The organism is Pseudomonas sp. K8, assembly GCF_014889455.1.
GTDB lineage: Bacteria > Pseudomonadota > Gammaproteobacteria > Pseudomonadales > Pseudomonadaceae > Aquipseudomonas > Aquipseudomonas veronii.
The window spans coordinates 98,535-123,318 of record NZ_VJWO01000001.1 but is presented as its reverse complement, the minus strand read 5'-3'; the positions used below and the strand labels follow the sequence as shown (position 1 = coordinate 123,318).

General features: G+C 61.7%; 21 protein-coding genes. 6 read left to right on the top strand and 15 right to left on the bottom strand.

The window, feature by feature from the left end:
• Window positions 1-56: 56 nt before the first annotated feature.
• From INT12_RS00560 to INT12_RS00550, 3 genes are all read right to left on the bottom strand, one after another.
• A complete protein-coding gene (locus INT12_RS00560) occupies window positions 57-1,382 on the bottom strand; it encodes a sigma-54-dependent transcriptional regulator (RefSeq protein WP_193039586.1) in 1,326 nt (441 codons plus the stop codon).
• On the bottom strand, window positions 1,376-3,142 hold the full coding sequence (locus INT12_RS00555; protein WP_046490035.1) for an ATP-binding protein: 1,767 nt from the start codon (window positions 3,140-3,142) through the stop codon (window positions 1,376-1,378). The genes INT12_RS00560 and INT12_RS00555 overlap by 7 nt, the downstream gene beginning before the upstream one ends.
• Window positions 3,143-3,247: 105 nt before the next feature.
• Entirely contained in the window at window positions 3,248-4,771 is a 1,524-nt protein-coding gene (locus INT12_RS00550; RefSeq protein ID WP_017846082.1) for a fumarate hydratase, read from the bottom strand.
• A 217-nt stretch (window positions 4,772-4,988) separates the two neighbouring features.
• Between INT12_RS00550 and INT12_RS00545 the strand changes: the two genes are divergently transcribed.
• Window positions 4,989-5,933 carry an iron-sulfur-binding ferredoxin reductase gene (locus INT12_RS00545; protein ID WP_046490038.1) on the top strand — a complete coding sequence of 315 codons (945 nt, stop codon included), beginning with the start codon at window positions 4,989-4,991 and terminating at the stop codon, window positions 5,931-5,933.
• Between the two features lie 92 nt (window positions 5,934-6,025).
• Here INT12_RS00545 and pyk read toward each other — a convergent pair whose 3' ends face one another.
• Entirely contained in the window at window positions 6,026-7,477 is a 1,452-nt protein-coding gene (gene pyk, locus INT12_RS00540; protein ID WP_017846080.1) for a pyruvate kinase, read from the bottom strand.
• A gap of 172 nt (window positions 7,478-7,649) precedes the next feature.
• Here pyk and INT12_RS00535 point away from each other — a divergent pair, with 172 nt between their 5' ends.
• Both INT12_RS00535 and INT12_RS00530 read left to right on the top strand, forming a co-directional pair.
• Entirely contained in the window at window positions 7,650-8,024 is a 375-nt protein-coding gene (locus tag INT12_RS00535) for a tetratricopeptide repeat protein (protein ID WP_017139782.1), read from the top strand.
• A gap of 227 nt (window positions 8,025-8,251) precedes the next feature.
• Complete coding sequence (locus INT12_RS00530; protein WP_026139915.1) at window positions 8,252-8,611, top strand: PilZ domain-containing protein; 360 nt, start codon at window positions 8,252-8,254, stop codon at window positions 8,609-8,611.
• 60 nt (window positions 8,612-8,671) lie between these two features.
• Here INT12_RS00530 and INT12_RS00525 read toward each other — a convergent pair whose 3' ends face one another.
• Window positions 8,672-10,003 (bottom strand): DUF58 domain-containing protein, encoded by a 1,332-nt coding sequence (locus INT12_RS00525; protein WP_126585440.1) that lies wholly within the window; start codon window positions 10,001-10,003, stop codon window positions 8,672-8,674.
• Window positions 10,004-10,010: 7 nt separating this feature from the next.
• The gene (locus tag INT12_RS00520) at window positions 10,011-11,051 is read right to left on the bottom strand and encodes an AAA family ATPase (protein WP_186354534.1); all 1,041 of its coding nucleotides are present in this window, start codon (window positions 11,049-11,051) and stop codon (window positions 10,011-10,013) included.
• 498 nt (window positions 11,052-11,549) lie between these two features.
• On the opposite strand from INT12_RS00520, the gene INT12_RS00515 reads away from it, so the two are divergent.
• Entirely contained in the window at window positions 11,550-12,878 is a 1,329-nt protein-coding gene (locus tag INT12_RS00515) for an OprD family porin (protein ID WP_102617331.1), read from the top strand.
• Between the two features lie 282 nt (window positions 12,879-13,160).
• Here the strand turns inward: INT12_RS00515 and INT12_RS00510 are convergent, their stop codons facing one another.
• From INT12_RS00510 to INT12_RS00495, 4 genes are read right to left on the bottom strand one after another with little or no spacing between them, the layout of a single operon-like run.
• The gene (locus tag INT12_RS00510; protein WP_193039588.1) at window positions 13,161-14,318 is read right to left on the bottom strand and encodes a DUF4350 domain-containing protein; all 1,158 of its coding nucleotides are present in this window, start codon (window positions 14,316-14,318) and stop codon (window positions 13,161-13,163) included.
• Window positions 14,315-15,844, bottom strand: coding sequence for a DUF4129 domain-containing protein (locus INT12_RS00505; RefSeq protein WP_193039589.1), 1,530 nt, complete (start codon window positions 15,842-15,844; stop codon window positions 14,315-14,317). The genes INT12_RS00510 and INT12_RS00505 overlap by 4 nt, the downstream gene beginning before the upstream one ends.
• The gene (locus tag INT12_RS00500) at window positions 15,831-16,811 is read right to left on the bottom strand and encodes a stage II sporulation protein M (protein WP_193039590.1); all 981 of its coding nucleotides are present in this window, start codon (window positions 16,809-16,811) and stop codon (window positions 15,831-15,833) included. Before INT12_RS00500 ends, INT12_RS00505 begins: the two co-directional genes overlap by 14 nt.
• Window positions 16,808-17,500 (bottom strand): RDD family protein, encoded by a 693-nt coding sequence (locus tag INT12_RS00495; protein ID WP_026139913.1) that lies wholly within the window; start codon window positions 17,498-17,500, stop codon window positions 16,808-16,810. The genes INT12_RS00500 and INT12_RS00495 overlap by 4 nt, the downstream gene beginning before the upstream one ends.
• Window positions 17,501-17,667: 167 nt before the next feature.
• Here INT12_RS00495 and sbcB point away from each other — a divergent pair, with 167 nt between their 5' ends.
• Entirely contained in the window at window positions 17,668-19,095 is a 1,428-nt protein-coding gene (gene sbcB / locus INT12_RS00490; RefSeq protein ID WP_017846069.1) for an exodeoxyribonuclease I, read from the top strand.
• Window positions 19,096-19,185: 90 nt separating this feature from the next.
• Here the strand turns inward: sbcB and mvaT are convergent, their stop codons facing one another.
• Window positions 19,186-19,560 carry a histone-like nucleoid-structuring protein MvaT gene (gene mvaT, locus INT12_RS00485; protein WP_005790963.1) on the bottom strand — a complete coding sequence of 125 codons (375 nt, stop codon included), beginning with the start codon at window positions 19,558-19,560 and terminating at the stop codon, window positions 19,186-19,188.
• Window positions 19,561-19,907: 347 nt separating this feature from the next.
• Here mvaT and purU point away from each other — a divergent pair, with 347 nt between their 5' ends.
• Window positions 19,908-20,756, top strand: a complete 849-nt coding sequence (gene purU, locus INT12_RS00480; protein WP_017847102.1) for a formyltetrahydrofolate deformylase — start codon at window positions 19,908-19,910, stop codon at window positions 20,754-20,756.
• A gap of 127 nt (window positions 20,757-20,883) precedes the next feature.
• Here the strand turns inward: purU and INT12_RS00475 are convergent, their stop codons facing one another.
• The 4 genes from INT12_RS00475 to INT12_RS31850 all read right to left on the bottom strand — a co-directional run bounded on the left by INT12_RS00475 (window position 20,884) and on the right by INT12_RS31850 (window position 24,746).
• Window positions 20,884-21,984, bottom strand: a complete 1,101-nt coding sequence (locus INT12_RS00475; protein WP_057004534.1) for a lysylphosphatidylglycerol synthase transmembrane domain-containing protein — start codon at window positions 21,982-21,984, stop codon at window positions 20,884-20,886.
• Entirely contained in the window at window positions 21,981-22,724 is a 744-nt protein-coding gene (locus INT12_RS00470; RefSeq protein ID WP_193039592.1) for a DUF2334 domain-containing protein, read from the bottom strand. Before INT12_RS00470 ends, INT12_RS00475 begins: the two co-directional genes overlap by 4 nt.
• Window positions 22,717-23,838 carry a glycosyltransferase family 4 protein gene (locus INT12_RS00465; protein ID WP_017847105.1) on the bottom strand — a complete coding sequence of 374 codons (1,122 nt, stop codon included), beginning with the start codon at window positions 23,836-23,838 and terminating at the stop codon, window positions 22,717-22,719. The genes INT12_RS00470 and INT12_RS00465 overlap by 8 nt, the downstream gene beginning before the upstream one ends.
• 143 nt (window positions 23,839-23,981) lie before the next feature.
• Window positions 23,982-24,746 (bottom strand): methyl-accepting chemotaxis protein, encoded by a 765-nt coding sequence (locus INT12_RS31850; protein ID WP_370737559.1) that lies wholly within the window; start codon window positions 24,744-24,746, stop codon window positions 23,982-23,984.
• Window positions 24,747-24,784 lie beyond the last annotated feature (38 nt).

The following is a 24,784-nucleotide window of genomic DNA, read 5'->3' as shown; positions in this document are numbered from 1 at the left end:
AAATCCGCTTATGGCGTGCCCGCGATGGCGTCTTTGAAAACACCACAAAGAACGCCCTAGAGAAACATCTCGCGCACCAACCCATGCCGCTGCATTTTCTCGTTGAAGGTGCGCCGGGGCAGTTGCAGCTCGGCCAGTACCGCCTTGATATCGCCTTTGTGTCGGGTCAGTGCGGCTTTCAGGCAGTGGGCTTCGAAGGCTTCCTGTTGCGCCGCCAATGATTGCCCGGCCTCGATGCCTTCGGGCTCCGGTTCGCCCAGCCCCAGCACCTGGCGTTCGGCGACGTTGGCCAGTTCGCGCACGTTGCCCGGCCAGTCATGGCTGAGCAGGCGCCCCAGTTGCGCGCCACTCAGCGGTTCAACGGTGCGGCCCAGGCGTTCGGCGGCGCTTTGCGCAAAGTGATCGAACAGCAGCGGTATATCTTCACGGCGCTCGCGCAGGGGCGGCAGGCGCAGTTGTGCGACGTTCAGCCGATAGGCCAGGTCTTCGCGAAAACGTCCGGCGCGGGCTTCTTCCAACAGGTCCGGTTTGGTCGCAGCGATGATGCGCAGATCGACGTGGATGCTCTGATTGGAGCCCAGTCGCTCCAACTTCTGCTCCTGCAACACCCGCAGCAATTTGACTTGCTGGGCCAGGGGCATGCTTTCGATTTCATCCAGAAACAGCGTGCCGCCGTGGGCGTATTCCAGCTTGCCGATACGCTTGCCCTGAGCGCCGGTAAACGCGCCGCTCTCGTGGCCGAACAGCTCGGCTTCAAACAGCTGCTCGGGGATTGCCGCGCAATTGAGCGCGACAAAGGCTTTCTTCGCCCGCGGGCCGAAGTCGTGCAGGCAGCGGGCGACCAGTTCCTTGCCGCTGCCGGTCTCGCCGCGGATCAGCACATTGACCGGCAACGTCGCCAGGTCGAGCACCTGGCGGCGCAGGTTCTGCATGCTGCGGGACACGCCCAACAGGCTGTTTTCCAGTTGTGTCCGATGATCGGCCTGTTGATGCAGGCGGCGGTTTTCCAGGATCAGCCCACGTTTATCGAGGGCGCGACGCAGGCTGTTGAGCAGGGCTTCGGGGCTGAAGGGTTTTTCCAGGAAGTCGTAGGCCCCGTCGCGCATGGCCTCGACGGCCATCGGCACATCGCCATGGCCGGTCAGCAGGATCACCGGTAAGTCGGCGTCGCGCCGCCGCACTTCGGCCAGCAGTTCCAGACCGCTGAGGCCGGGCATACGCACGTCGCTCAACACCACCCCGGGAAAGTCCTTGGGCAGTTGCGCCAGGCAGGCCTCGGCGCGACTGAACAATTGCACGTCAAATCCCGACAGGCTCAACCATTGCTCAACGGCTGTGCGAATGCTGGCTTCGTCATCGACCACAATCACCGCATTCAACATAGCTCCGGCGTCTCCAGCGCGATAGGCAGGGTCAGGGTAAATACCGCGCCGTCGCCACGGTTAGCGACGCACAGGCGTCCACCCAGTTCATGCACGATAGCGTAGGACACCGCCAGCCCCAAGCCGAGTCCATCACCCACGGGCTTGGTGGTGAAGAACGGGTCGAACACGCTGTTCAGGTGTTCTTCGGCGATGCCGCCGCCGCTGTCGCTGACGGTCAGTTGCCACAGTTGCTCATCGGCGTGCAGGCGGATTTCCAGGCGTTTGCGCGGCTTGTTGGCCATGGCGTCGAGGGCATTGCGTAACAGGTTGATCAGTACTTGTTCCAGGCGGATCGCGTCGCCACGGACCCAGGCGGGGCGGGTCAGGTCCAGCACGGTGCCGATGCCTTCATCGCGCAGGCGCGCGTCGAGCAGTTGCAGGGCCTGGTCGACCACACTGGCCAGGTCGAGGCGCTCGCGCAGGCCGCTGGGGCTTTTGCGGGCGAAGGTCTTGAGGTGGCCGGTCAGCGCGGCCATGCGGGTGAGCATGTCGTCCAGTGGTGTGAGCGCCTTGTAGGCATCTTCCACGCGGCCATGGTCGAGCAGCAGGCGCAGGGTCGCCAATTGCATGCGCTGCGCGGTCAGCGGCTGGTTGATTTCATGGGCGAGGGCGGCAGACATCTGCCCCAGCGCCGCCAGCTTGGCCGATTGCACCAAACCGTCCTGGGCCGTGCGCAGGGCCTGGGTGCGCTCCTCGACAAGCTGTTCGAGCTCTTCGCGGCTGCGCTGGCGCATACGGGCCAGGCGCCAGCGCTGGGTCAGGAACAGCACCAGGAACACCAGCGCCAGCCACGAACCGGCGGCGGCGAGGCCGGCGTTGCGTTGGTCTTCGAAGGCGAACTGGGGTTTGCGCAGCAGGTGCAAGGTCCAGCCTTCGCCCTTCAGCGGCAGGGATTCCCAGATGTACCGGGCGTTGCCGTCGGGGCCGTTGACGCGCATCAGGTGGCTGTTTTCGTCGAAACGCTGCAGGGTCTGGGTCTCCAGCGATTGCAGCTGTTTCTTGTCGTACTGGCGGGTGGCCGTGAGTTCGGCGAGGTCGCTGGCCGACAGCGGGCGCAGGTTGCGATAACGCCAGCCCGGCTGGTTGGCGATAAACACAATGCCGCGTGCATCGCTGACCAGCAGCAGGTCGTTGCCCTGGGCCCATTCGCGCTCGAGTTCGGGGAACTCCAGTTTGACCACCATCGCGCCGAGGAACTGCTCGTGTTCATCGAGCACCGCGCTGGATAGGAAATACCCCGGCACGCCGGTGGTCACCCCGACCGCATAAAAGCGCCCGGTGCCCTGGCTCAGGGTCTGCCTGAAATAAGGCCGGAACGCATAATTGTGCCCGACGTAACTGCTCGGCAGCTTCCAGTTGCTCGCGGCCACGGCCAGGCCGGTGCGGTCCATCAGTTCCAATGTGGAGGACTGCGCGGCGCTGTTGATACGTTCCAGTTTACGGTTGAGCAGGTCCTGGGTCGCGGCATCCAGCGGGCCTTTCAACGCGCTGATCATTTCCGAGTCCAGTGCCAGCACGGCGGGCAGGGCGCGGTAGCGTTCGATCAGGGTGTGCAGCGAGTTGGCGTACAGCGCTAATTGCTGATTGGCACGGGCGGCATCGTCCACCAGGGCCTGGCGTTCGGCATGGCGGGTGGCCAGGGCAGCGGCCAGCACCGCACCGGCGATGATCAACAGGGAGTAGAACGTCAGGCGCAGGGGGCGAGGGATCGCGATCATACGGAGATGAACAGCTGCAATTAGGGGGGAGCACCATAGCATGCGCGATAAAAAAGGCGACTGGGCTGTGTAGCCGCAGTCGCCTTTATCGGTGCGAAGAAGCGCTTACTGCACTTCTACCGCCAGGCTTTCACTGATCTTTTTCTGCCAGATGGCAGGACCGGTGATGTGGACGGATTCGCCTTTGCTGTCCACCGCAACGGTGACCGGCATATCTTTCACTTCGAACTCGTAGATCGCTTCCATGCCCAGTTCGGCGAAAGCCACCACGCGCGACTTCTTGATGGCTTGCGCCACCAGGTAAGCAGCACCGCCTACGGCCATCAGGTACACGGCCTTGTAGTCCTTGATCGCTTCGATGGCGGTCGGGCCGCGCTCGGATTTGCCGATCATGCCCAGCAGGCCGGTTTGTTCGAGGATCTGACGGGTGAACTTGTCCATCCGCGTCGCGGTGGTCGGGCCGGCAGGGCCAACCACTTCGTCGCGCACCGGATCAACCGGGCCGACGTAGTAGATGAAGCGACCCTTGAGGTCCACCGGCAGGGTTTCGCCCCTGTTCAGCATCTCGACCATGCGCTTGTGCGCCGCGTCGCGACCAGTCAGCATCTTGCCGTTGAGCAACACGGTTTCGCCCGGCTTCCAGCTCTGCACGTCTTCCGGGGTCAGGGTGTCGAGGTTGACGCGACGGGCCGACGGGCCGGCTTCCCAGACGATTTCCGGGTAGGCGTCCAGCGGTGGCGCTTCCAGCGATGCCGGGCCCGAACCGTCGAGCACGAAGTGCGCGTGACGGGTGGCGGCGCAGTTGGGGATCATGCACACCGGCAGGGAGGCGGCGTGGGTCGGGTAATCCATGATCTTCACGTCGAGCACGGTGGTCAGGCCACCCAGGCCCTGGGCGCCGATGCCCAGTTGGTTGACCTTCTCGAACAGCTCCAGGCGCATCTCTTCGATACGGTTGGAAGGGCCACGCTTTTTCAGCTCGTGGATGTCGATGGATTCCATCAACACTTCCTTGGCCATCACGGCGGCTTTCTCGGCGGTGCCGCCGATGCCGATGCCGAGCATGCCCGGTGGGCACCAGCCGGCGCCCATGGTCGGAACGGTCTTGAGCACCCAGTCGACGATCGAGTCGGACGGGTTGAGCATGGCCATTTTCGACTTGTTCTCGGAACCACCGCCCTTGGCGGCCACGTCCACTTCCACGGTGTTACCCGGGACGATGGAGTAGTGGATCACCGCCGGGGTGTTGTCCTTGGTGTTTTTACGCGCGCCCGCCGGGTCGGCGAGGATCGAAGCACGCAGGACGTTTTCCGGCAGGTTGTAGGCGCGACGCACGCCTTCGTTGATCATGTCGTCCAGGCCCATGGTGGCGCCGTCCCAGCGCACGTCCATGCCTACGCGCACGAACACGGTGACGATACCGGTGTCCTGGCAGATCGGGCGGTGGCCGGTGGCGCACATGCGCGAGTTGATCAGGATCTGGGCGATGGAGTCACGGGCAGCCGGCGATTCTTCGCGCAGGTAGGCTTCGTGCATTGCCTGGATGAAGTCAACGGGGTGGTAGTAGGAAATGAATTGCAGGGCGTCGGCAACGCTCTGAATCAGGTCGTCTTGCTTGATCACGGTCATGAGTCGCGCTCCTCTATAAGGGAACATTCAATAAAGGTGGCTTCAGTGGGGTGTATCGGTCGGCTGAAACCACCTTTCCAAGGCACGCCGAGTGATGCTGGCGCGACGCTAAAAAGGCGCGGCAGTATAACCCGGCACGGTGGCCGATACACCCGACTATGGTCAAACTCTGCCGGGCGTGATTCCCTGTGTAGGCTTTTTTGATCCGAGACCTTGTATGCCTGAACTGTACGTCGGCGAACGCCACTGGTCGGTCTCCACCGGCAGCAACCTGTTGGATGCCCTGAACCAGGCCGGCGTTGCCGTGCCCTACAGTTGCCGCGCCGGCAGTTGCCATGCGTGCCTGGTGCATTGCCGGGGCGAGGTCGAGGATCAGCAGCCCGACGCCCTCAGCCCGGCGCAACGCGAGAACGGCTGGCGCCTGGCCTGCCAGTGCCGGGTGACGGCGGACCTGCACGTCGAAGCGTTTGACCCGAGCCGTGACGGCGTGCCGGCCGCGGTGGTCGGCGTGGAGTGGTTGAGCACGCATGTGCTGCGCCTGCGCCTGCAACCGGAGCGCGGCCTGCGCTACCGGGCCGGGCAGCATCTGGTGTTGTGGGCGGGGCCGGTGGCGCGCCCGTATTCCTTGGCCAGCCTGCCTGAGGAAGATCCGTTCCTGGAGTTTCATCTCGACTGCCGTCAGCCCGGCGCATTCAGCGATGCCGCTCGACAGTTGCGCGTCGGTGACCGTCTGCGCCTGGGCGAACTGCGCGGTGGCGCTTTGCAGTACGACCCCGACTGGCAAACCCGGCCGCTGTGGCTGTTGGCGTCCGGCACCGGCCTGGGCCCGTTGTGGGGCGTGTTGCGTGAGGCGTTGCGCCAGGACCACCAAGGCGCGATCCGCTTGATTCACCTGGCCCACGATGCCAGCGGTCACTACTTGGCCGAGCCCCTGGCAGCGCTGGCCGAGCGCCATCCGAACCTGACGGTGGAGCTGTGGACGGCGGCGCAGTTGACCCCGGCCTTGGCGCAACTGCGGCTGGTTTCCCGGCAAACACTGGCCTTGCTCTGCGGGCATCCGGCCAGCGTCGAGGCGTTCTCCAAGCGCCTGTTCCTGGCGGGGCTGCCGCGCAATCAACTGTTGGCTGATGTGTTCCTGCCCAGGTCGATCAGCGGGTGCTGATGACGTTTCCACAGGCAAGCCCATCACTGTGAGCCGCAAAGCAAAAAGCCCCGCCATTCACAGGGCGGGGCTTTGTTTTTTCAGCAGATCACTCAGACCATTGGGTCGCCAACGTGCAGGATCTTCATGCCGTTGGTGCCGCCGATGGTGTGGTAGCTGTCGCCCTTGGTCAGGATGACCCAGTCGCCTTTCTCCACCACGCCACGCTTGAGCAGTTCGTCGATGGCAGCCTGGCTGACTTGCTCAGGCGGCAACGACGCCGGGTCGAACGGTACGGTGTAGACACCACGGAACAACGCCGCGCGGGCCTGGGTTTCGCGGTGCGGGGAGAACGCGTAGATCGGTATCGAGGAGCGGATACGCGACATGATCAACGGCGTGTAGCCACTTTCGGTCAGGGCGATGATCGCTTTGACGCCAGGGAAGTGGTTGGCGGTGTACATGGCGGCAAGGGCGATGCTCTGGTCGCAGCTTTCGAACACTTTGCCGATGCGGTGGCTGGAGGTCTTGCTGGTCGGGTGCTTTTCGGCACCGATGCAGATACGCGCCATGGCCTGGACGGCTTCCAGCGGGTACGGGCCAGCGGCACTTTCAGCCGAGAGCATCACGGCGTCGGTGTAGTCGAGCACGGCGTTGGCCACGTCGGACACTTCGGCGCGGGTCGGCATCGGGTTCTGGATCATCGACTCCATCATCTGGGTCGCCACGATCACCGCTTTATTGTGGCGGCGTGCGTGCAGGATGATTTTTTTCTGGATACCGATCAGCTCGGCATCACCGATTTCCACGCCCAGGTCGCCACGGGCAACCATCACCGCGTCGGACGCTTTGATCAGGCCGTCGAGGGTTTCGTCATCGGCCACGGCTTCGGCGCGTTCGATCTTCGCCACCAGCCAGGCAGTACCACCGGCTTCGTCGCGCAGTTTGCGCGCGTATTCCATGTCGGCAGCGTCGCGTGGGAAGGACACCGCAAGGTAGTCCACTTCCATTTCGGCGGCGAGCTTGATGTCGGCCTTGTCTTTTTCGGTCAGGGCCGGCGCCGTCAGGCCACCACCGCGACGGTTGATACCTTTGTGATCCGACAGCGGGCCGCCGATGATCACGGTGCAGTTCAGCTCGGTGACGCTGGCGGTGTCGACTCGCATGACCACGCGACCGTCGTCCAGCAGCAGTTCGTCGCCGACGCCGCAATCCTTGACCAGGTCCGGGTAGTCGATACCCACGACGTGCTGGTTGCCGTCGGTCAGCGGGTGGCTGGTGGAGAAGGTGAACGTGTCACCGATCTTCAGCTCGATCCGTTTGTCGGTGAATCTGGCGATGCGGATTTTCGGGCCTTGCAGGTCACCCAGCAATGCGACGAAGCGACCGTGTTTGGCGGCCAGGTCGCGCACCAGCTTGGCGCGAGCCTTGTGCTCGTCCGGGGTGCCGTGGGAGAAGTTCAGACGGGCAACGTCCAAACCAGCCAGAATCAGCTGTTCGAGGACTTCCGGCGAGTTACTGGCCGGGCCAAGGGTGGCGACGATTTTGGTACGACGGACGGACATGCACAGACTCCTGAGTTCAAGCGCTGAGGAAGGCTACTATGCTCTTTGGTTGTAGTCATTGTTCGTTTGCACTACTTATCGGCGATTCGCTTTTCGCTCCGGTTGAATAGCTGAACAACCTTGAAGATTTTTGACGAGGGGTCGATACACTGCACAAGACAGGAGAACCCTCATGCGAATTTTGCTCATTGCTGCCCTGGCCGTCAGTGTTGTCGGCTGTACCCGTTGGTCGATGGACCACCATTTGAACAACGCCTACCGTGCGTACGGGGTTGGTGACTGCGAGCGCGTGACCCTGGAATTGTCCCAGGTCGACCGGGAAAGTCGCACCCGGCGCTATGTGCAGCCGGAGGTCTCGATGTTGCGCGGGCAGTGTTTGGAGCGACAGAAGCTGTTCGTCGACGCGGTGCAAACCTATCAGTTCATCATCAACCAGTACCCGTCCAGCGAGTACGCCTACCGGGCCCGTGCGCGTCTCGACACCCTGCAACAACTGGGGCACTACTCCGGGGCGAGCGTTGCGCAGCCACGTCCGGCGTCGTTGTGATGCTATTTATCGTTGCATAGCTGGCCCGTTGCCAGTCTTAAGCTATTCTTTGAATGTCCGTTTGTACAAGTTTGTGTCCAAGCGGATGGAACACTTGGGATTGGCAGGCTGTAGAGTGGCAAAGCGCTAGCTGTTGTCACACCGATCTCCAGGGAGAGCGGGGGTGTTTAGCCCGTTCCGAATCACTGGCGCGGCCAGAGTTATGGCCAATGGATGGCGATATCATCATGTTTACCGACCGACGAATTGAGCGGCATCAATTGTCTTGTTTCCTGCAAGTGTTCAACCGGCTTACGGATAAGCCCATTGGTTACTTGGGTAACGTATCTGCAGAAGGACTGATGTTGATCAGTCAATTGCCGATGATGGTCGACGTGGCGTTCGAGCTGCGCTTGAAGATTCCCACGGTCGACGGTGATTTCCAGGCAGTTGATTTCACCGCGACCTGTTTATGGAGTCACGAGGACATCAATCCCCAGCATTACGACTCGGGTTTCAGCGTGGCTGAGGCGCCTGTCGAATACGGCCAACTGATCAATGCCTTGCTGCAGTATTTCAGCTTTGACCCCTTACAGGCGTCCGCTTAGACATAGCGCGCAGTCGCCCCGGCTTGGGTGTGGCGACCCAAGCCGGGGTGTGCGCTGTTTTCACAGAACGCCGGCTTTTTTCCAGCCCAGGTAACGTGTCACCAGAGCGGCGCCCAACTCCGAGGGGCGCGTATCCAGTACCGACAACCCATGGGCGTTCAGGCGGTCATGCAGTTCGTCGCGTTGATTGAGGTAGTCGACGGTGCCGCTGTAGGCCAGCGCTTCGGGCAGGGTTTGCACCGGCGAGAGGCGCAGTTGGTCGAGTACTTCTTCGCGCAGGCTGGCGACCAGTACCCGGTGTTGCCGGCTGATGCGTTTGACCGCAGTCAGCAGCGCCTCATCGTCCTCATCCCGCAGGTTACTCACCACGATCACCAGCGCCCGGCGTTTCTGCCGAGCCAGCAACTGGTTGGCCGCGGCTTCGTAGTCGGCCGCGCGTCGCGTGGTATCGAGGTCGTAGACGGTGTTGAGCAACAGATTCAACTGCCCGGTGCCCTTGACGGGCGCCAGGTAGCGCGGCTGGTCGCAGGCAAAGGTGCATAGGCCGACGGCATCGCCCTGGCGCAAGGCGACATAACTGAGCAGCAGGCAGGCATTGAGCGCGTGATCGAAGTGGGACAGCTCTGCGTCCTGGCTGCGCATGCGCCGACCACAATCGAGCATGAACACGATCTGCTGGTCGCGTTCGTCCTGGTATTCCCGGGCGATCGGCGTGCGTTGGCGTGCGGTGGCTTTCCAGTCGATCTGCCGCAGGCTGTCGCCCTCGCGAAACTCGCGCAGTTGATGAAACTCCAGCCCCAACCCCCGGCGCTGGCGTTGACGCACGCCCAACTGGCTCAGCCAGTTATCCACACCCAAGAGCTGCGCGCCATACAGGCGGGCGAAATCCGGATAGACCCGGGTGGCATCGCTGACCTCAATACTGCGCCGCGCGGACCACAACCCCAAGGGGCTGGGCAGGTGCAGCTCGCAGCGACTGAAACTGAAGTGCCCACGCCGCAGGGGGCGCAGCCGATAGCCCAGTTCGCTGCGTTCGCCGGGGCGCAGTTCGATCGACTGCGGCATGTGTTCCAGGCTCAGGCCGTCGGGGACGTGATCGAACACCTGCACCGTCAGCGGTTGTGGGTAATCGTGTTCAAGCGTCAGGCGTACTTCGCCCCAGCGCCCCAATGCCAGGCTGCCGGGCATCTGCCGTTGTATTCGCGCGGACGGACGACGGCGCAGGCGCATCGCGTCCAATAGCGCCAGCAACAACAGCGCGAGCAGCAGACCCCAGGCCACCGAATGCAGGCTGTCGGGCACCGGGAGCTGCAACGCCTGTGCGGCGCCCAGCAATATATTCAGGCCCAGCAGCACGCCGAGCCAGATCAACAGCAGACGGGTCGGCTTCATGGATGGGTCATTGCCGAGGTGCCGAAATCTGGTCCAGCAGTTGCTGGAGGACCTGGTCCACTTCCAGTCCGTCGATATCCAGCTCGGGGGCGATGCGAACGCGATGACGCAGCACCGCCAGGGCGCAGCCCTTGATGTCGTCCGGGGTGACGAACTCGCCCCCGCGCAGCAAGGCGCGGGCACGGGCGCCGCGCACCAGGGCAATGGATGCGCGTGGGCCGGCACCGATGGTCAGCCCCGGCCAACTGCGGGTGGCCCGTGCCAGGCGCACGGCGTAGTCGAGTACTTGCTCATCCAGCGCCAGTTCGCTGGCGATCTGTTGCAGTTGCAACACGTCCTCGGCTTGCAGCACGGTGCGCAGGGGTTGTACGTCGAGCATGTCGGCCCGGGATGAGCGCGTGACTTCGCGAACCATCTCCAGCTCTTGTTGGGAGTCGGGGTAGTCCATCCGCACCTTGAGCATGAAACGGTCCAGTTCGGCCTCGGGCAGCGGGTAGGTGCCTTCCTGCTCGATGGGGTTCTGGGTGGCCAGCACCATGAACGGTTGGCCGATGGGCAGCGCTTCGCCCTCAAGGGTCACTTGGCGCTCCTGCATGGCCTCGAGCAAGGCGGCCTGGGTCTTGGCTGGCGCGCGGTTGATCTCGTCGGCCAGCAACAGGTGGGTAAACAACGGCCCCTTGCGCAGCTTGAACTGCTCGGTGTGCAGGTCGTACACGGCGTGCCCGGTGACATCGCTGGGCATCAGGTCCGGCGTGAACTGGATGCGCGCGAAGTCGCCGCCGAAGCAACGGGCCAGGGCCCGAACCAACAAGGTCTTGCCCAGGCCGGGTACGCCTTCAAGCAGCACGTGGCCGCCGGCGATCAAGGCGGTGAGGACGTCGTCGATCACCTGGTCCTGGCCAATCACCGCCTTGCGCAGCTCAACACGCAACGCCTGGGCTTGGCGGCTGGCGTGTTGCAGGGTTTCGGTGGTCAGGGCAGTGGGTGTTGGAAATTCGCTGATGATTTCCGGAGCCTTATTCATTGTTACATTGGTTGTATTATCCATAAATCAGATACTTACCTAATCTAACTATTGTTGGGTTTTTATGGGCCGGATGAATGGAATCAGGTCGATATGCACAACTTTCATTCCATGATAGTCCCCGACTTTGGGTGCTCGACAGACGACGCGTCGGCCATAATGACCCGCTTCGGTTTGGAGGGATGCCTCCAGGCGCCAGTGGCACTGCCTTCCGGATCATCCCCTGATGCCAAGGGCAATGGAAGTGTGGCCGCTCAAGAGAAGACACTACAGACTGGCTATGCTTTGTAAACCTCAATAAGAGGCTCTCTCGCCTCTCCGGCTGCAACGGGCAGCTCGTTATAGGGCGGCAGGAGAGCCACTTTTTCAACAGCGTTGGGCAAAAGCAGCCGCTCTCGAGTAACAAGCTGGCTTGTTTAGCCGCCAAGTTTAATATCAGAATATTCATCTGGTTTCATTTGTTGATCGTCTGGGCTATCGCCTTAATGCTCCAACACGACATCGTGCACTGGAGCAAAAATAATGAAAAAACGCCAATCGGCACTTCAACTCAATACCTTGGCCGTGGCGCTGGCATTTGCCTTGCCGGCCATGAGCTATGCCAGCGATCAGTCCGATTCCAAGGGGTTTGTCGCGGACAGCAGTTTAAATATTCTGAATCGCAACATGTTCTGGAACCAGAACGGCAGCGGCACCCACACCCGTGACTGGAGTCAAGCGCTGATGGCGACCTTCAGCTCGGGCTTCACCCAAGGCACCATCGGCGTCGGCATTGATGCGTTTGCCGACCTGGCGTTGCGCATCGACGGGAGCACCGACCGTGCCGGAGGCCCGAACATTCCATCCGATGCCAATGGCCATCCGGATCACGGCCTCGCGAAGGCCGGCGGTGACGTCAAGTTCCGTGTTTCCAATACCACGCTCAAGGTCGGCGACTTGCAGCCCACGTCGCCGGTGTTTGCCACCGCTGATAACTACCTGATGCCACAGACGGCATCGGGCTTCCAGATCGACAGTCATGAAATCACGGGCCTGAACCTGGAGGCCGGTCATTACACCGCCGGTACCGGTAACACCACCACGTCGCGCAGCGGCGACATTCTCGCCAGCTATGCGGGTGTGGAAGCGGCGTCGGCCAGCTTCGCGGGTGGCAAGTACCAGTTCAGTAAGGAATTCACCGCGTCGCTGTACGGAGCGCGCCTGGAAGACGTTTGGAACCAGTACTACGTCAACTTGAACCTTGTTCATCCATTGGCCGTTGACCAATCCGTCGCACTGGATTTCAACCTCTATCGCACATTGGACGACGGCAGCGCCAAGGCCGGTACCATCGACACCACTGCAGCCTCGCTGGCGGCTGCCTACACCCTGGGCGCGCACACCTTCACCCTGGCCGGACAGAAGATCCATGGTGACGAGCCGTTCGACTATGTCGGCTTTGGGGAGACCAACGCCGGTGTCGGTGCCGGCCGCTACGGTAACTCGATCAACCTCGCTGATTCGGTGCAGTACTCCGACTTCAACGGCCCGGGCGAGAAGTCCTGGCAGATGCGCTATGACTTGGACATGAGTTCCTTTGGCGTCCCGGGCCTGAGCTTCATGGCTCGTCATATTCGCGGTTCTGGCATCGACGGTACGCATACTGCCAGTAACTCGGCCTACGCCGGGGCCTATGGCGCCAACGACCAGGAACACGAAACCGACGCCGAAGTGAAATACGTCGTACAGAGTGGCCCGGCCAAGAAACTGACTGTTCACCTGCGGGAGGCCTGGCACGATGGCGATGCTTCTACCGGGGGGCATTTGGTGCAGACGCGTCTGATTACTGAGTACCCGTTGAATATCTTCTAAACAGGCGGGCTTACTTGTCGCTTTAGTTAACGTGTTTGGATTCAACGACGAAACTCGACCGACAGTCTTGCCGCACAAATGCGATATAACCAAACGCGGCCTTTGAGGTCTGCCGGGGCTTGTGCGTCCAGAGACTCGGCCGGGGCAATCAGGCGACGGATCAGGCACTCCAGGTTGGTTCTCACTCTGGGTGTGGATCTCACGAGGCGCTGAACCTCAGAGTCGAGGCGCAGCGCCCTCTTGCTGGCGTTGTACCACGCACCTTCGTCACAGAACGCGGGGTCATAGTGCATTCCTGAGCGTTTGCAGGCACGCCACCTGGCGGCTGAAATCGGCGCTGGAAAGCCGTTTTGCCGCAAGGGGGCCAAGGGCCTGGCTGATCACGTGAGAGGGTTGGCGCGTCAGGTGTTCAAGCACCTGCCACTGGTCTGCGGTGTTTAGGTGTTCAAAGCCAGGGTGGCGCCGCCTTGCGGCGCGCAGGATATCGCGCTGCAAGGCGTGCAACAGGGTGCCCTGGCCGCTGCGGCGCAGCAGGAAGTCGGCGCTGGCCTGCAAGTGTTCCTGCAGTTGTCGGCGTGCTTTGGGCGCTGGCGCCTGGATCGGGCCTTGGCGCATGCCGGCCTGCCAGAGCGCCAGGGCGATCAGCGCGGCGAGCGCCACCAGCGCCTGGGGGAAATAGCGCATCAACAAGGTGAACAGGTCGTCCACGTCGCTGTTGAACAGCAGGCTCACGTCGGTGCCCTGGTTGAGGTACCACAGCAGCCAGGCGTTATCGTGTTGGCCGATTCCCGGGGTTTTCCATAAGTCGCTGTCGGTGACGACTGTCACACGGCCTTGCCCGAGATTGAGTTGCATCAGGTGGCTGGACCTGGCGCTGTTGGCGGAAAACTGGGCCAGGTGCTTGGGGTCGGTGAGATTGAAGTCGGTATCGAAGCTGAAATACGCCGGGGCGGTTTCATTGTCGACATAGAGCTTGGTCAGGTCCGGTTTTTTCTGTTTGCGTGCCGGAGCGGGTTGCTCGGATTCGTCGCTCAAGGTCTGCTGGATATGCAGGCTGTCGAGCAGCAGGTCGCCGCTTTTAGCGGTTTCTTCATCCCACAGCGCTTCGGCCACCACCAGCAGGTGGCCACCGGACTTTGCCCAGTTCAGCAGTTGATCCACCTGGCGCGGGGTCATGTTGTCGCGTTCGCCCAGCAGCAACAGGCTGCGGCCATTGGGGGGCAGATCGGAGAGCCGTTCAAGGCCGCTGGCACGTTCCACCGCCAGGCCTTGCTGGCGCAGAAAGTGTTCGGCCGCCAGGTAGGGATTGCCCAATACTTCGGGTGAAGGGCCGCGATCCACCACTTCGTCATAAGGAATTGCCTTGTGCCACACATACAGGCCGCTCGCCCCCAGCAGGCAAGCAAGCAGCAACCCCACCCACAGCAATGGCCGCTTCATCGGGCGACTCCCGAGCTGAACAGAGTGCGCCAATCGTTGCACAACTGCTGCTGTACCACCGTGGGCGGAAGGCGGTGCCCATAGGCGAGGTTTTGCCAGTGCCGGGTCAATTCGTCGCTGAATGCCAGCAATTGTGGTAGTTGCAAGCGTTGAACGCGTTCCAGGACCTGGCCTTCGGTGTCGGCGGTTTTCAGTGGCAGGTTGAAGTCGTGCAGTAACCGGCTGAGCAGCCCGCGATACAACAGGCCCAGGGCTTCCCTGGGGTGGTTGGGCCATAGTCGCTCGGCGGCGCTGGCAATGTCATCGGGCAGGGTTTCGGCGCCCAGCTCCAGGCCGAACAGTTGGGTGGGTGTCGGTTTGGCGAGCTTGGGTTGGCGTGGCCCGCGCCGGCTGACAAAGGTGCGCAGCCACTCGCGATAACGCCAGGCGAGCAACGCCACGCCGCCCGCCAACAGACTCCACAGCAGCACCTCCAGGCCTTGGGCGAGGTGCTTGAAGGCGTCGCTGTTGAAGTTGTCCAGCAGTGCTTGCAGCCAGGCCGGTAGTTTGCCCTCACCGCGTGCCTGGGGCTTGGTGTTGGGTTTTTCGTCAGCAAAGCGATAGCGCGTGACGGTTTCCGGATTTTTGAACGGAGGCTTGTCCAGCAGCGCCTTGATCGATTGGCTGGCGGATTGGGGGGTGACTTGCCGGGTGGGGGGCGAGTCATCGGCCATCGCGGGTCGGCCCAGCGGCAGCAGCATCAGCCCGATCACCAGCAGTAGTAACGGGGCCGCGCTGCTCAGGCGCTGGCGCAGGCGGCGAAAAACCAGCTCAAGGTCCCACGCTTCCAGCACGGTGCGACGGTTGAGGTAGAGGCTGAAACCACAGGCGACGTAGATCGGTTCCCAGAACACCAGGACCAGCGCGTAGAAAGCGTTGCTCAGGTGTTCCAGCCACAACCCCTCCGGGCCGGTTGCCAGGGCCAGCCGTTGCCAGTCCCAATCCAGTTCAACCTGCTGGGGGATGAACAGATAGAACAGCGCCATGCAGCCGAACCACAGGCCGATTTCCAGGTGTACACCGAGCGTGGTCAACCAGTGCGCTGTGCCGGCGTTGTGTTGCTGCAGCACGCCCAGGCGTTTTTGGCGCGCCTGACCATCCAGGCCCTCGAGTTGACTGACCGGCATCAAAAAGCTGCGGCTCAGGCTCAGTCGCCGCCAGGTCAGGCTGGCCAGGAGTTGGCCCTTGAGCAGGCGCGGCCAGTGACGCACGGCCTGTTTCAGGCTGGGCGTCTCGCCAAACAGGGCCTTGGACAGGATATACAGGGGCAGCCGGTCGAAGGCCGGCTTCAACCACCAGAACACAAACAAGGCCGTGGACGGGTATTGCCACAACAGAACGCTAAGCGCGATGAATATCGGCAGGCTCACCAGCGCCCAACTGGCCATCAGCAGTAGTCGATGTTCCTGGGCCATTAACACGCCCAGGTCCATGGCTTCCCATGATGTTCGCGGGCGAATCACTACGCTGGCATCACTCAGGCGCATGGCGAGTCCGTCCGGCAAGGGTCAGGTAGGCGGCCACCAGTAGCCAGAGCCCCGCGCCCACCAGGTATTTGATCCAAGGCGCGATCGCGGTGGTGGAAGACCAGTAGGCTTCGATAAATGCTGCGATCAGCAGGAACAGCATGACGCCGCAGAGCATCTGCACGCTTTTACGTGCCGCCAGCCGCAGGGATTCACCGCGTGTCAGGTGCCCCGGGGCGATCAACGCCCAGCCCAACTGCAAGCCTGCCGCGCCAGCCAGGGCAATTGCGCTGAGTTCGAAGGCACCGTGGCCGATGACAAACGACCAGAAGGTCTGGCCGTAGCCGATTTCAGTGAGGTGCCCGGAGATCGCACCGATGATCAGGCCGTTGAATATCAGAAAGAACACGCTGCCCAGGCCGAACAGCAAGCCCGCGGCAAAGGTCTGGAAGGCGATGCCGATGTTGTGCATCACGTAGTAGCCGAACATCATCCAGTCTTCACTGGATGCACGTTCGGCGACGCGGCCCAGGCGACTGGCGTCCGGGTCGTACATGCTATGCATCTCGGCCACCTGCTGGGGGCTGACGACGCTGTAGATCAGTTCGGGAAACAGGTACACCAGCAGTGCAATACCCAACAGGCTGCCGAAGAACAGCAGGCTGGCGATCAGCACGAAGCGCCACTGTTCACGCACCAGCCGGGGGAAACCGGCCAGCAGGAAAGCCAATACGTTCGCACCCAATTGGCTGCGGTGGCGATACAGCTGTTGGTGGCCGCGCAGGGCGAGTTGTTGCAGCGGGTCCACCAGGTAACTGCTGTAGCCGCGCTCCTGGGCCATGGCCAGGTGCTGGCACAGGCGTCGATACTGATGAGGGAAATCAGCCAGCTCAGCGGCCTTGGCCTTGCCTTGTTCCAACTGCGTCAGTTGTTCGGCGAATGCTTGCCATTGGGGCTGATGACGGCTTTCGAACAGGCTCTGTTTCATGTCGGCCCCAGCAAGCCACGGGCCACGCCGTTGAGCTGCTCGACAGCGCGAGCCGGGGACACCTGCAGGGGCGTGGCGAGGATCGAGGCCAGTTCCTGTACTCGCTCGGCGGACAGTTCGCCCTGGCGCTCGGCGAAATTGAGGATGGCGCGCTGTTCGCTCAGGTCCAGGGCAAATGGCAGGCGCAGGGCAGGGGCCTGCGGCACCTTGGGACGTGCCAATGGCAGTTCGCGGTAGACCACCAGCGTGCCGGCCGCCAGATCACCGAGCCGTTTGAAGTTAGGGTGCTGCAGGCAACTGATGGCGCCGAGAAAGTAGCCGAACGGCAGCATATCGACAAAGCGCAGCAGGTTGCGGATGAGTGAGGCCGACCAGCCGATGGGCGTGCCGTCATCCTGTACCACGCGCATCCCCATGACCTGCTTGCCCGGCGAGCAGCCCTGGTTGAGTACTTCAAACAGCACCATGTACCACCAACTGACCAGGAACAGCAGCAACGAGCCCAGCCCTATGCCGATGTTGCCGAGCAGGGCCAACGGAACCAGCAGGATGCCCATGAGCAACCCGCGCACGCCCAGGTCGAAGGCGAAAGCCAGCGCACGTGGCAGCAGGCCGGCCGGGCGCAAGGGCAGGTCGATGCCCTCTGGGGTCTCGATCTGGTAACGGGTATCCAATGGAGCTGATGGCATCGCGATCCTTGGCAGCGCAGAGCGGTTGGAAGACACGGATGCTAGCAGTGTCGGCGATGGAAGCAACCATTCAAGGTTTTGCTGGATGTTTATACAGTTGATCTGGCGCTGGCCTCAGGCACCTTCCAGCGCCTAGACTTTGTCGATCTTCAGCACAGGAATAGCCCGTGACCACTCTTTTCTGGTACGACTATGAAACCACCGGCATCAACCCGCGCAGCGATCGTCCCCTCCAGGTCGCCGGTATTCGCACCGATGTCGACCTCAACGAGGTTGGCCCGCCGGTCAACCTGTATTGCCAACCCAGCGACGATATCCTGCCCCATCCGGCCGCCTGTGCGATTACCGGCATCACCCCGCGCATGCTGGCGGAAAAAGGCTTGGCCGAAGCCGATTTCATGACGCGGGTGCATGCCGAACTGGCGGCTCCCGGTACCTGTGGGGTGGGTTACAACACCCTGCGGTTTGACGATGAAATGACCCGTTACAGCCTCTATCGCAATTTCTTCGACCCTTACGCGCGTGAATGGCAGGGCGGTAACAGCCGCTGGGACTTGATCGATGTGATGCGTACCGCCTACGCGCTGCGCCCGGAGGGAATCGTCTGGCCCGAGCAGGATGGGCGTGTCACCCTCAAGCTGGAGCGTTTGACCGAGGCCAACGGGATCGCCCATGGCCAGGCCCACGATGCGTTGTCCGACGTGCGCGCGACCATTGCCCTGGCCCGATTGGTCCGTGAAAAACAGCCCAGGTTGTACGACTGGCTATTCCAATTGCGCAGCAAGCAACGGGTGATGGACCAGGTGCGGCTGCTGCAACCGATGGTGCATATCTCCGGGCGTTTTTCGGCCGAGCGCCATTTCCTCGGCGTCGTACTGCCCCTGGCCTGGCACCCGCGCAATCGCAACGCATTGATCGTCTGTGACCTGGGCCTTGATCCGCAAGGGCTGCTGGACCTCGACGCCAATACCTTGCGTCAGCGCCTCTACACCCGTCGTGATGACCTGGCCGCAGGCGAGTTACCGGTACCGCTCAAGTTGTTGCATATCAACCGCTGCCCGGTGGTGGCGCCATTGAATGTGCTGCGGGCGCAAGACCGTGAACGACTGCAATTGGATATGGACGCTTATCAGGCGCGGGCGCTGCGGCTAACTGACGCACAGGAAGTTTGGCGCGACAAGTTGGCGGAGATTTATGCCGAGGAAGATTTTGCACCGAGTTCGGACCCGGAGCAGCAGCTCTATGATGGTTTTATCGGTGACCGCGACCGTCGTTTGTGCGAACAAGTCCGCGCGGCAGAGCCGGCGCAATTGGCGCGGCAGCAGTGGCCCTTTGATGATCAGCGTTTGCCGGAATTATTATTTCGCTACCGTGCGCGCAACTTTCCTGCAACCTTGAACAGCGAGGAGCAACAACGCTGGAAACTTTTCTGTCAGCAACGCTTGTCAGATGGCGAATGGGGGGCACCCAATACCTTGGAGGCATTTAAACGTGCTCGTATTGAATTGGCTGTTAGTGCCACGCCGTTTCAGCGTCAGGTGCTGGATCAATGGCAGGAGTATGCTGACTCTTTAGCCGTTCGGTTCAATCTGTAATCAGGCAATTGCAGATTATTCAGACAATAAAAAACGCCAGCAAGCTGGCGTTTTTCGTCTGTCGCGTATCAGGCAAGAGCCTGGCGAGGCTTAGCCCAGCAGGGTAGCCCAGCCTTCAACCACGTCACCGCCCCACTTGGCTTTCCACTCTTTCAGCGTCTTGTGGTTGCCGCCTTTGGTTTCAATCACTTCGCCGTTGTGCGGGTTTTTGTATTGCTTGACCTTGCGGGCACGCTTGGTGCCGGTAGTTTTCACTGCGCCGCGCGGTGCTTTAACTTTAGACTCTGGATCCAGCAGCGCGATGATGTCACGCAGGGATTTGGAGTATTCACCCATCAGGGTACGCAGTTTGCCTTCGAATTCCAGCTCGGTTTGCAGTTTGTCGTCTTGGGACAGATTCTTCAAACGGGCTTGCAGCTCTTTGATAGCTTCTTCGGTGGCACGGTATTCGTTGATCAGGGACATGTGGACTACCTTATGTAGAGCGCTGATTGACAGGGATAGTGGCCCAATAATAGTCAGGCTATTTCCCCAAGTAAACATTTAAGGGAACATTTATGTGAATTACTTTGAATGTTTGTGGCAAATCTATGCAAACGAGTTAATTAGTAGCGGGTATGGGCAAAGACTACCTGCTTAATTTCCGCTAACTGCCTGAGCGTGCCGATGCACATGCATATAGCGGTGGTAAAACCCTACGTTATTAAGGGGTGTGGTCAAGGCGAGGGCAGAATAAGCGTCAACGGATACTGCAGTTTTTCTGCGTAATCGCTAGAATGACCGCCTTTGCGAAGTTCTGGAGTTTTCCCCTAATGCACACTTTTCGGCTGGTGATCGCTTGCCCGGACCGGGTTGGCATCGTTGCCAAAGTCAGTAACTTTCTGGCCTCCCACAACGGCTGGATCACCGAGGCGAGCCATCACTCGGACAATCTCAGCGGTTGGTTCTTCATGCGCCACGAAATCCGTGCCGATACGCTGCCCTTTGGCCTTGAGGCGTTTCGCGAGGCGTTTGCGCCGATCGCCGAAGAGTTTTCGATGATCTGGCACATCAGCGATACCGAGCAGAAAAAACGTGTGGTGTTGATGGCCAGCCGTGAATCGCACTGCCTGGCGGACTTGCTGCACCGCTGGCACAGCGACGAGCTGGACTGTGAGATCGCCTGCGTGATCTCCAACCATGACGACCTGCGTAGCATGGTCGAGTGGCATGGCATCCCGTACTACCATGTGCCGGTCAACCCGCAGGACAAGGAACCGGCGTTCGCCGAGGTGTCCCGCCTGGTCAAGCAGCATGAAACCGACGTCGTGGTGCTGGCGCGCTACATGCAGATCCTGCCGCCGGAACTCTGCCGCGAATACGCCGGCAAGGTGATCAACATTCACCACAGCTTCCTGCCGTCGTTTGTCGGTGCCAAACCGTACCACCAGGCTTCCCTGCGTGGCGTGAAGTTGATTGGCGCAACGTGCCATTACGTCACCGAAGAACTGGACGCCGGCCCGATCATCGAGCAGGACGTGGTGCGTGTCAGCCACAGCGACAGCATTGATGACATGGTGCGCTTCGGCCGTGACGTCGAGAAAATGGTCCTGGCCCGTGGCCTGCGCTATCACTTGGAAGACCGCGTGCTGGTACACGGCAACAAAACAGTCGTGTTCTGATCAACGCGTTTTGATTGAAGAATGAAGGGCCTGGGCGTTAAATCGTCCCAGGCCTTTTTTCATTGATCTGCCCAGCAGGACAAGCCCATGACCGATCCACTCGATAAAGCTACGTCCAGGGCGCCCGCTACGTTGGGCGAGGGGTGTCTGAGTCGCTATGACCCGGATGAGCTGGAGGCCGAGGATGGTACTGACTTTCCTGGGGCAGCCCAATTGTGGGACGAGTTGCAGAAACGGCCGGCGTCCCCTGAAACAGACGCTTGAGCAGCGGCCTGCCGAGCATCAGCAGAAACACCGGCCCACCGGCCAGCAGATAGAAATAGTAGGTCACCGCCCGCCAGATCAGAATCGCCGCCGCTGCGCTGGATTTGCCCAGCCAGGGCGCGAGCAAGGCCGCTGACGTCAACTCCGCCGCACCGGCCCCGCCGGGCATAAGGCTGAACTGGCCCGCCGTCAACGACAGCATCTGGATCAGGAAACTCCAGGCCCACTGCACATCGCCTCCCAACCCTTGTACCGCAAGGTAAAGCACGCTGTAGCGCAGTATCCAATGCAGGCTGGTCAAGGCAAACACGGCGGACAGGGTGCGCCACGGCAATTTCAGCGTTTGGGTAAATGCCGCCAGGAAGCGCAACACTTTGCGCGCCCAGCGCCGGCGAGTCGCGGCGCTTACCTTGCATCGCTGGAGCAAGGTGCCGCTCAGGCGTATCAGGCGGCGATGAAAGCGCACCAGCAGCACAGCGCTGAACACTGCGCCCACCATCGATGCCGCACTGAGCCCCAACAGCCACTCCAGGCGTGGGCTGAGGCTGTGGAACACTGCGTACAACGCGATCCCCACCAGTGCGCAGAAAAAAAACAGCAAGTCGCTCAACTGATCCATGGCGAACACCGCGCTGCCATGGGCCGGACGTATGCCGTTGCGCGCCAGCAGGACCATCAGTGTCAGTGGCCCGCCGCTACCTCCGGGCGTGGCGCACATGGCGAATTCGGTCGATATCACCACGCCCAGGCTGTTGAGTCGCCCCAGTTGGCCGCGTTGCTCGCCCAGTAATAAGCGGATACGCACGCTGTTGATCAGCCAGCACAGGATAATCATGCCGAACATCAGCGACAGTTGAGGCAGCGGGAATTGCTTCAGGCGCGTAACGGTTTCGCCACCTCCCAGCCACACGGGGATCGCCAGCGCCAGCAGCAGGCCCAGCAGCAGCCAGATCACCCGGCTCATGGCTGGGTGGCCAGCCAAGCGGCCTTGGTCAGTGGTGTGCGTCCGGCATTGAGCAGGCGTTGTAGGGTTTCAAGCCAGTAGCGGCGGGAAAAATCGTGGCGCATGTCCACCGGGTGCAGTCCCAGGCGAATCACCGGGGCCGCCTGCCAGCGCTGTTCCCGTCGATCGCTGAGACACTTGGACAGACCTCGGCGCCAGGCACTGCGCGCACTCCACACCAGCCCCGGGGCGTTGACCGGCGTGAAGTCGGGTAGCCGGTACAAATGCTGCGGGTCGCTGGTGTAGGTCAGCGGCAATTGGCGCAGTGCCTCGCGGGTGCCGCGGCTCATCAGCCAGGCGGGAGCGACAAAGCCTTGCAGCGGCCAGTCGTAGCGACGGAATACCTCGATGCCATCGCTGATACGCTGCAGCGCCTGATCCTGGCGCAGTTGGTAGAACTCACCCTCATGGGTATACAGGCGCCGCATGAACCAGGCTTTGGGGGTGCGCGGAGCCGGTTGATCGTCGCAATGGTAGTAGCCGTGCAAGGTCAGCTCATCGCCCTTGGCCACGCGGCTGTCCAGCAGACGGCGAAAGTCGCCATGGGTGGTCAGGGGGTCATGATGATGAAACTCCGGCACCACCAGCCAGGTGATGGGCACGCCGCCCAACGCGTCGACGGCTGCGACGAATGGGCGGTAGTCGGCCCAGGTCTGCGGCGCTACATCGTGCAGCACCAGCAGTACCGAGCGCTCATCCATGGGCGAGCATCGGCTTGTGGCTGCCCAGCACCGCATAATAGTGCGTCAACAGGCTGTCGACGACCGTCTCCCAGGCGTAATGCTGTTCGACATGACGCCGAGCCTGCGCGCCCAGGCGACGGCTGTCGGCACCGAACAGTTCGCGCACCGCATCGGCCATGGCCCGTGGATTATTGGGCGTACACAGCAGGCCGCAGCGCTCGTCAATGATCTCGGTAAATGCGCCGGCCGCCACGGCGACCACCGGTATGCCGCAGGCCATGGCCTCCAGTATTACCAGGCCGAAGGTTTCCTGATCGCCGCCATGCAGCAGCGCGTCGGCGCTGGCCATCAGCCGGGCGACATGCTGGGCGGGGCGGAACCCATCGATTACGGTGACGTTGTCCGGCACGCTGGCCGGCATGCCGGAGCCCACCAACAGCAAGTGGTAGTTGTCCCCCAGGCGTTTCATGCAGTTGAGCAGCAGCGGCAGGTTTTTTTCCTTGGAACCGCGCCCGGCGAAGATCAGCAGCCGGGTATCCGCGCCGATCCCCAGTTCGGCGCGCAAGCCCGGGTCGCGGACGTCCGGGCAGAACGTCTGCAGGTCGACCCCCAGCGGCTGCACGAAGACATTATTCACCCCAAGCCCGATGAGCTTGTCAGCCATCACTTGGCTGGGCGCCAGTACCCGGTCGAAATTCCCATAGAGTTTGCTGACGTAGGCTTCAGCGTTCGGGGTAAACCACGACCCCATGCGGTTACTCACCAGCAGCGGCAGATCCGAGTGATAAAAACCAATGACGGGCACATCCAGTTGGCGTCGTGCATCCAGCGCCGCCCAGGCGGTCAGGTAGGGGTCGCCGACTTCGATCAGATCGGGCTGTAAATCGTGCAGGACATTTCGCCAAGGCGCGAGCCGAAGGGGGAAGCGGTAGCCCTTGCCGAAGGGGAGGGCGGGGGCCGGCACCTTGAATATCCCATCCCGTTCGCTCAAGTGCGCGCCGGGGACCAACAGGCTGTGGCGAATGCCGGGTTTGAGCGTCAGACGCCGGTGCTTGGCGTCGAGATAAGTGCGTACGCCACCGCTGGCGGGGGCGTAGAACATGGTGATGTCCGCGATATGCACGATGAACATTCCTCCGATCCGTAGCTCTCCTTACGTGGACCTGAGGTAATGATAGATGTTCGATCGGAATTGGGGGCGCGCGCGCTCAAGTTGATAAAGGTCAATGTGGGCGCAAGGCGGACCTGTGCTCCCACAAGGTTCTGTGGTGTCAGTCAGATACGGAAACTGCCCACCAGATGCTTCAGCCGTGCCGCCTGCTGTTCCAGGTCGGCGCAGGCGCGCAGGGTCGATTGCAGGTTTTCCACGCCTTCTTGATTGAGCGTGTTGATTTCGGTGATGTCCATGTTGATCGACTCGACCACCGAGGTCTGCTCCTCGGTGGCGGTGGCGACCGACTGGTTCATCCCATCGATCTCGCCGATGCGCTGGGTCACGCTGTTCAAGCGTTCGCCGGCCAGGTTGGCGATTTCCACGCTGTCGAGGCTGTGGCGCTGGCTTTCGCTCATGGTACTGACCGAATCCCGGGCGCCGACTTGCAGCTCCTCGATCATCGTTTGCACCTGTTGTGCCGATTCCTGGGTGCGGTGCGCCAGGTTACGCACTTCGTCGGCCACCACCGCAAACCCACGTCCGGCTTCCCCGGCGCGCGCCGCCTCGATGGCGGCGTTGAGCGCCAGCAGGTTGGTTTGCTGAGAGATGCTGGTGATCACTTCGAGGATTTGCCCGATATTCACCGTTTTGCTGTTAAGTGCTTCGATGTTGCTGCTGGAAGCGCTGATCATCGCGGACAACTGGGTCATTGCCTTGATATTGCGTTCAACCACCTGCTGACCGTCTTCGGCCAAGTGCCGCGCATCGCTGGCCTGGTTCGAGGCTTGTGCGGCGTTACGCGCGATTTCCTGGGCGGCGGCCCCCAATTGGTTGATGGCCGCGGCGACGCTGTTGGTGCGGTTGGCCTGCTCGTCGGAGTTGATCATCGACGAGTTGGACGCGCTGACCACCCGCAGGGCGACTT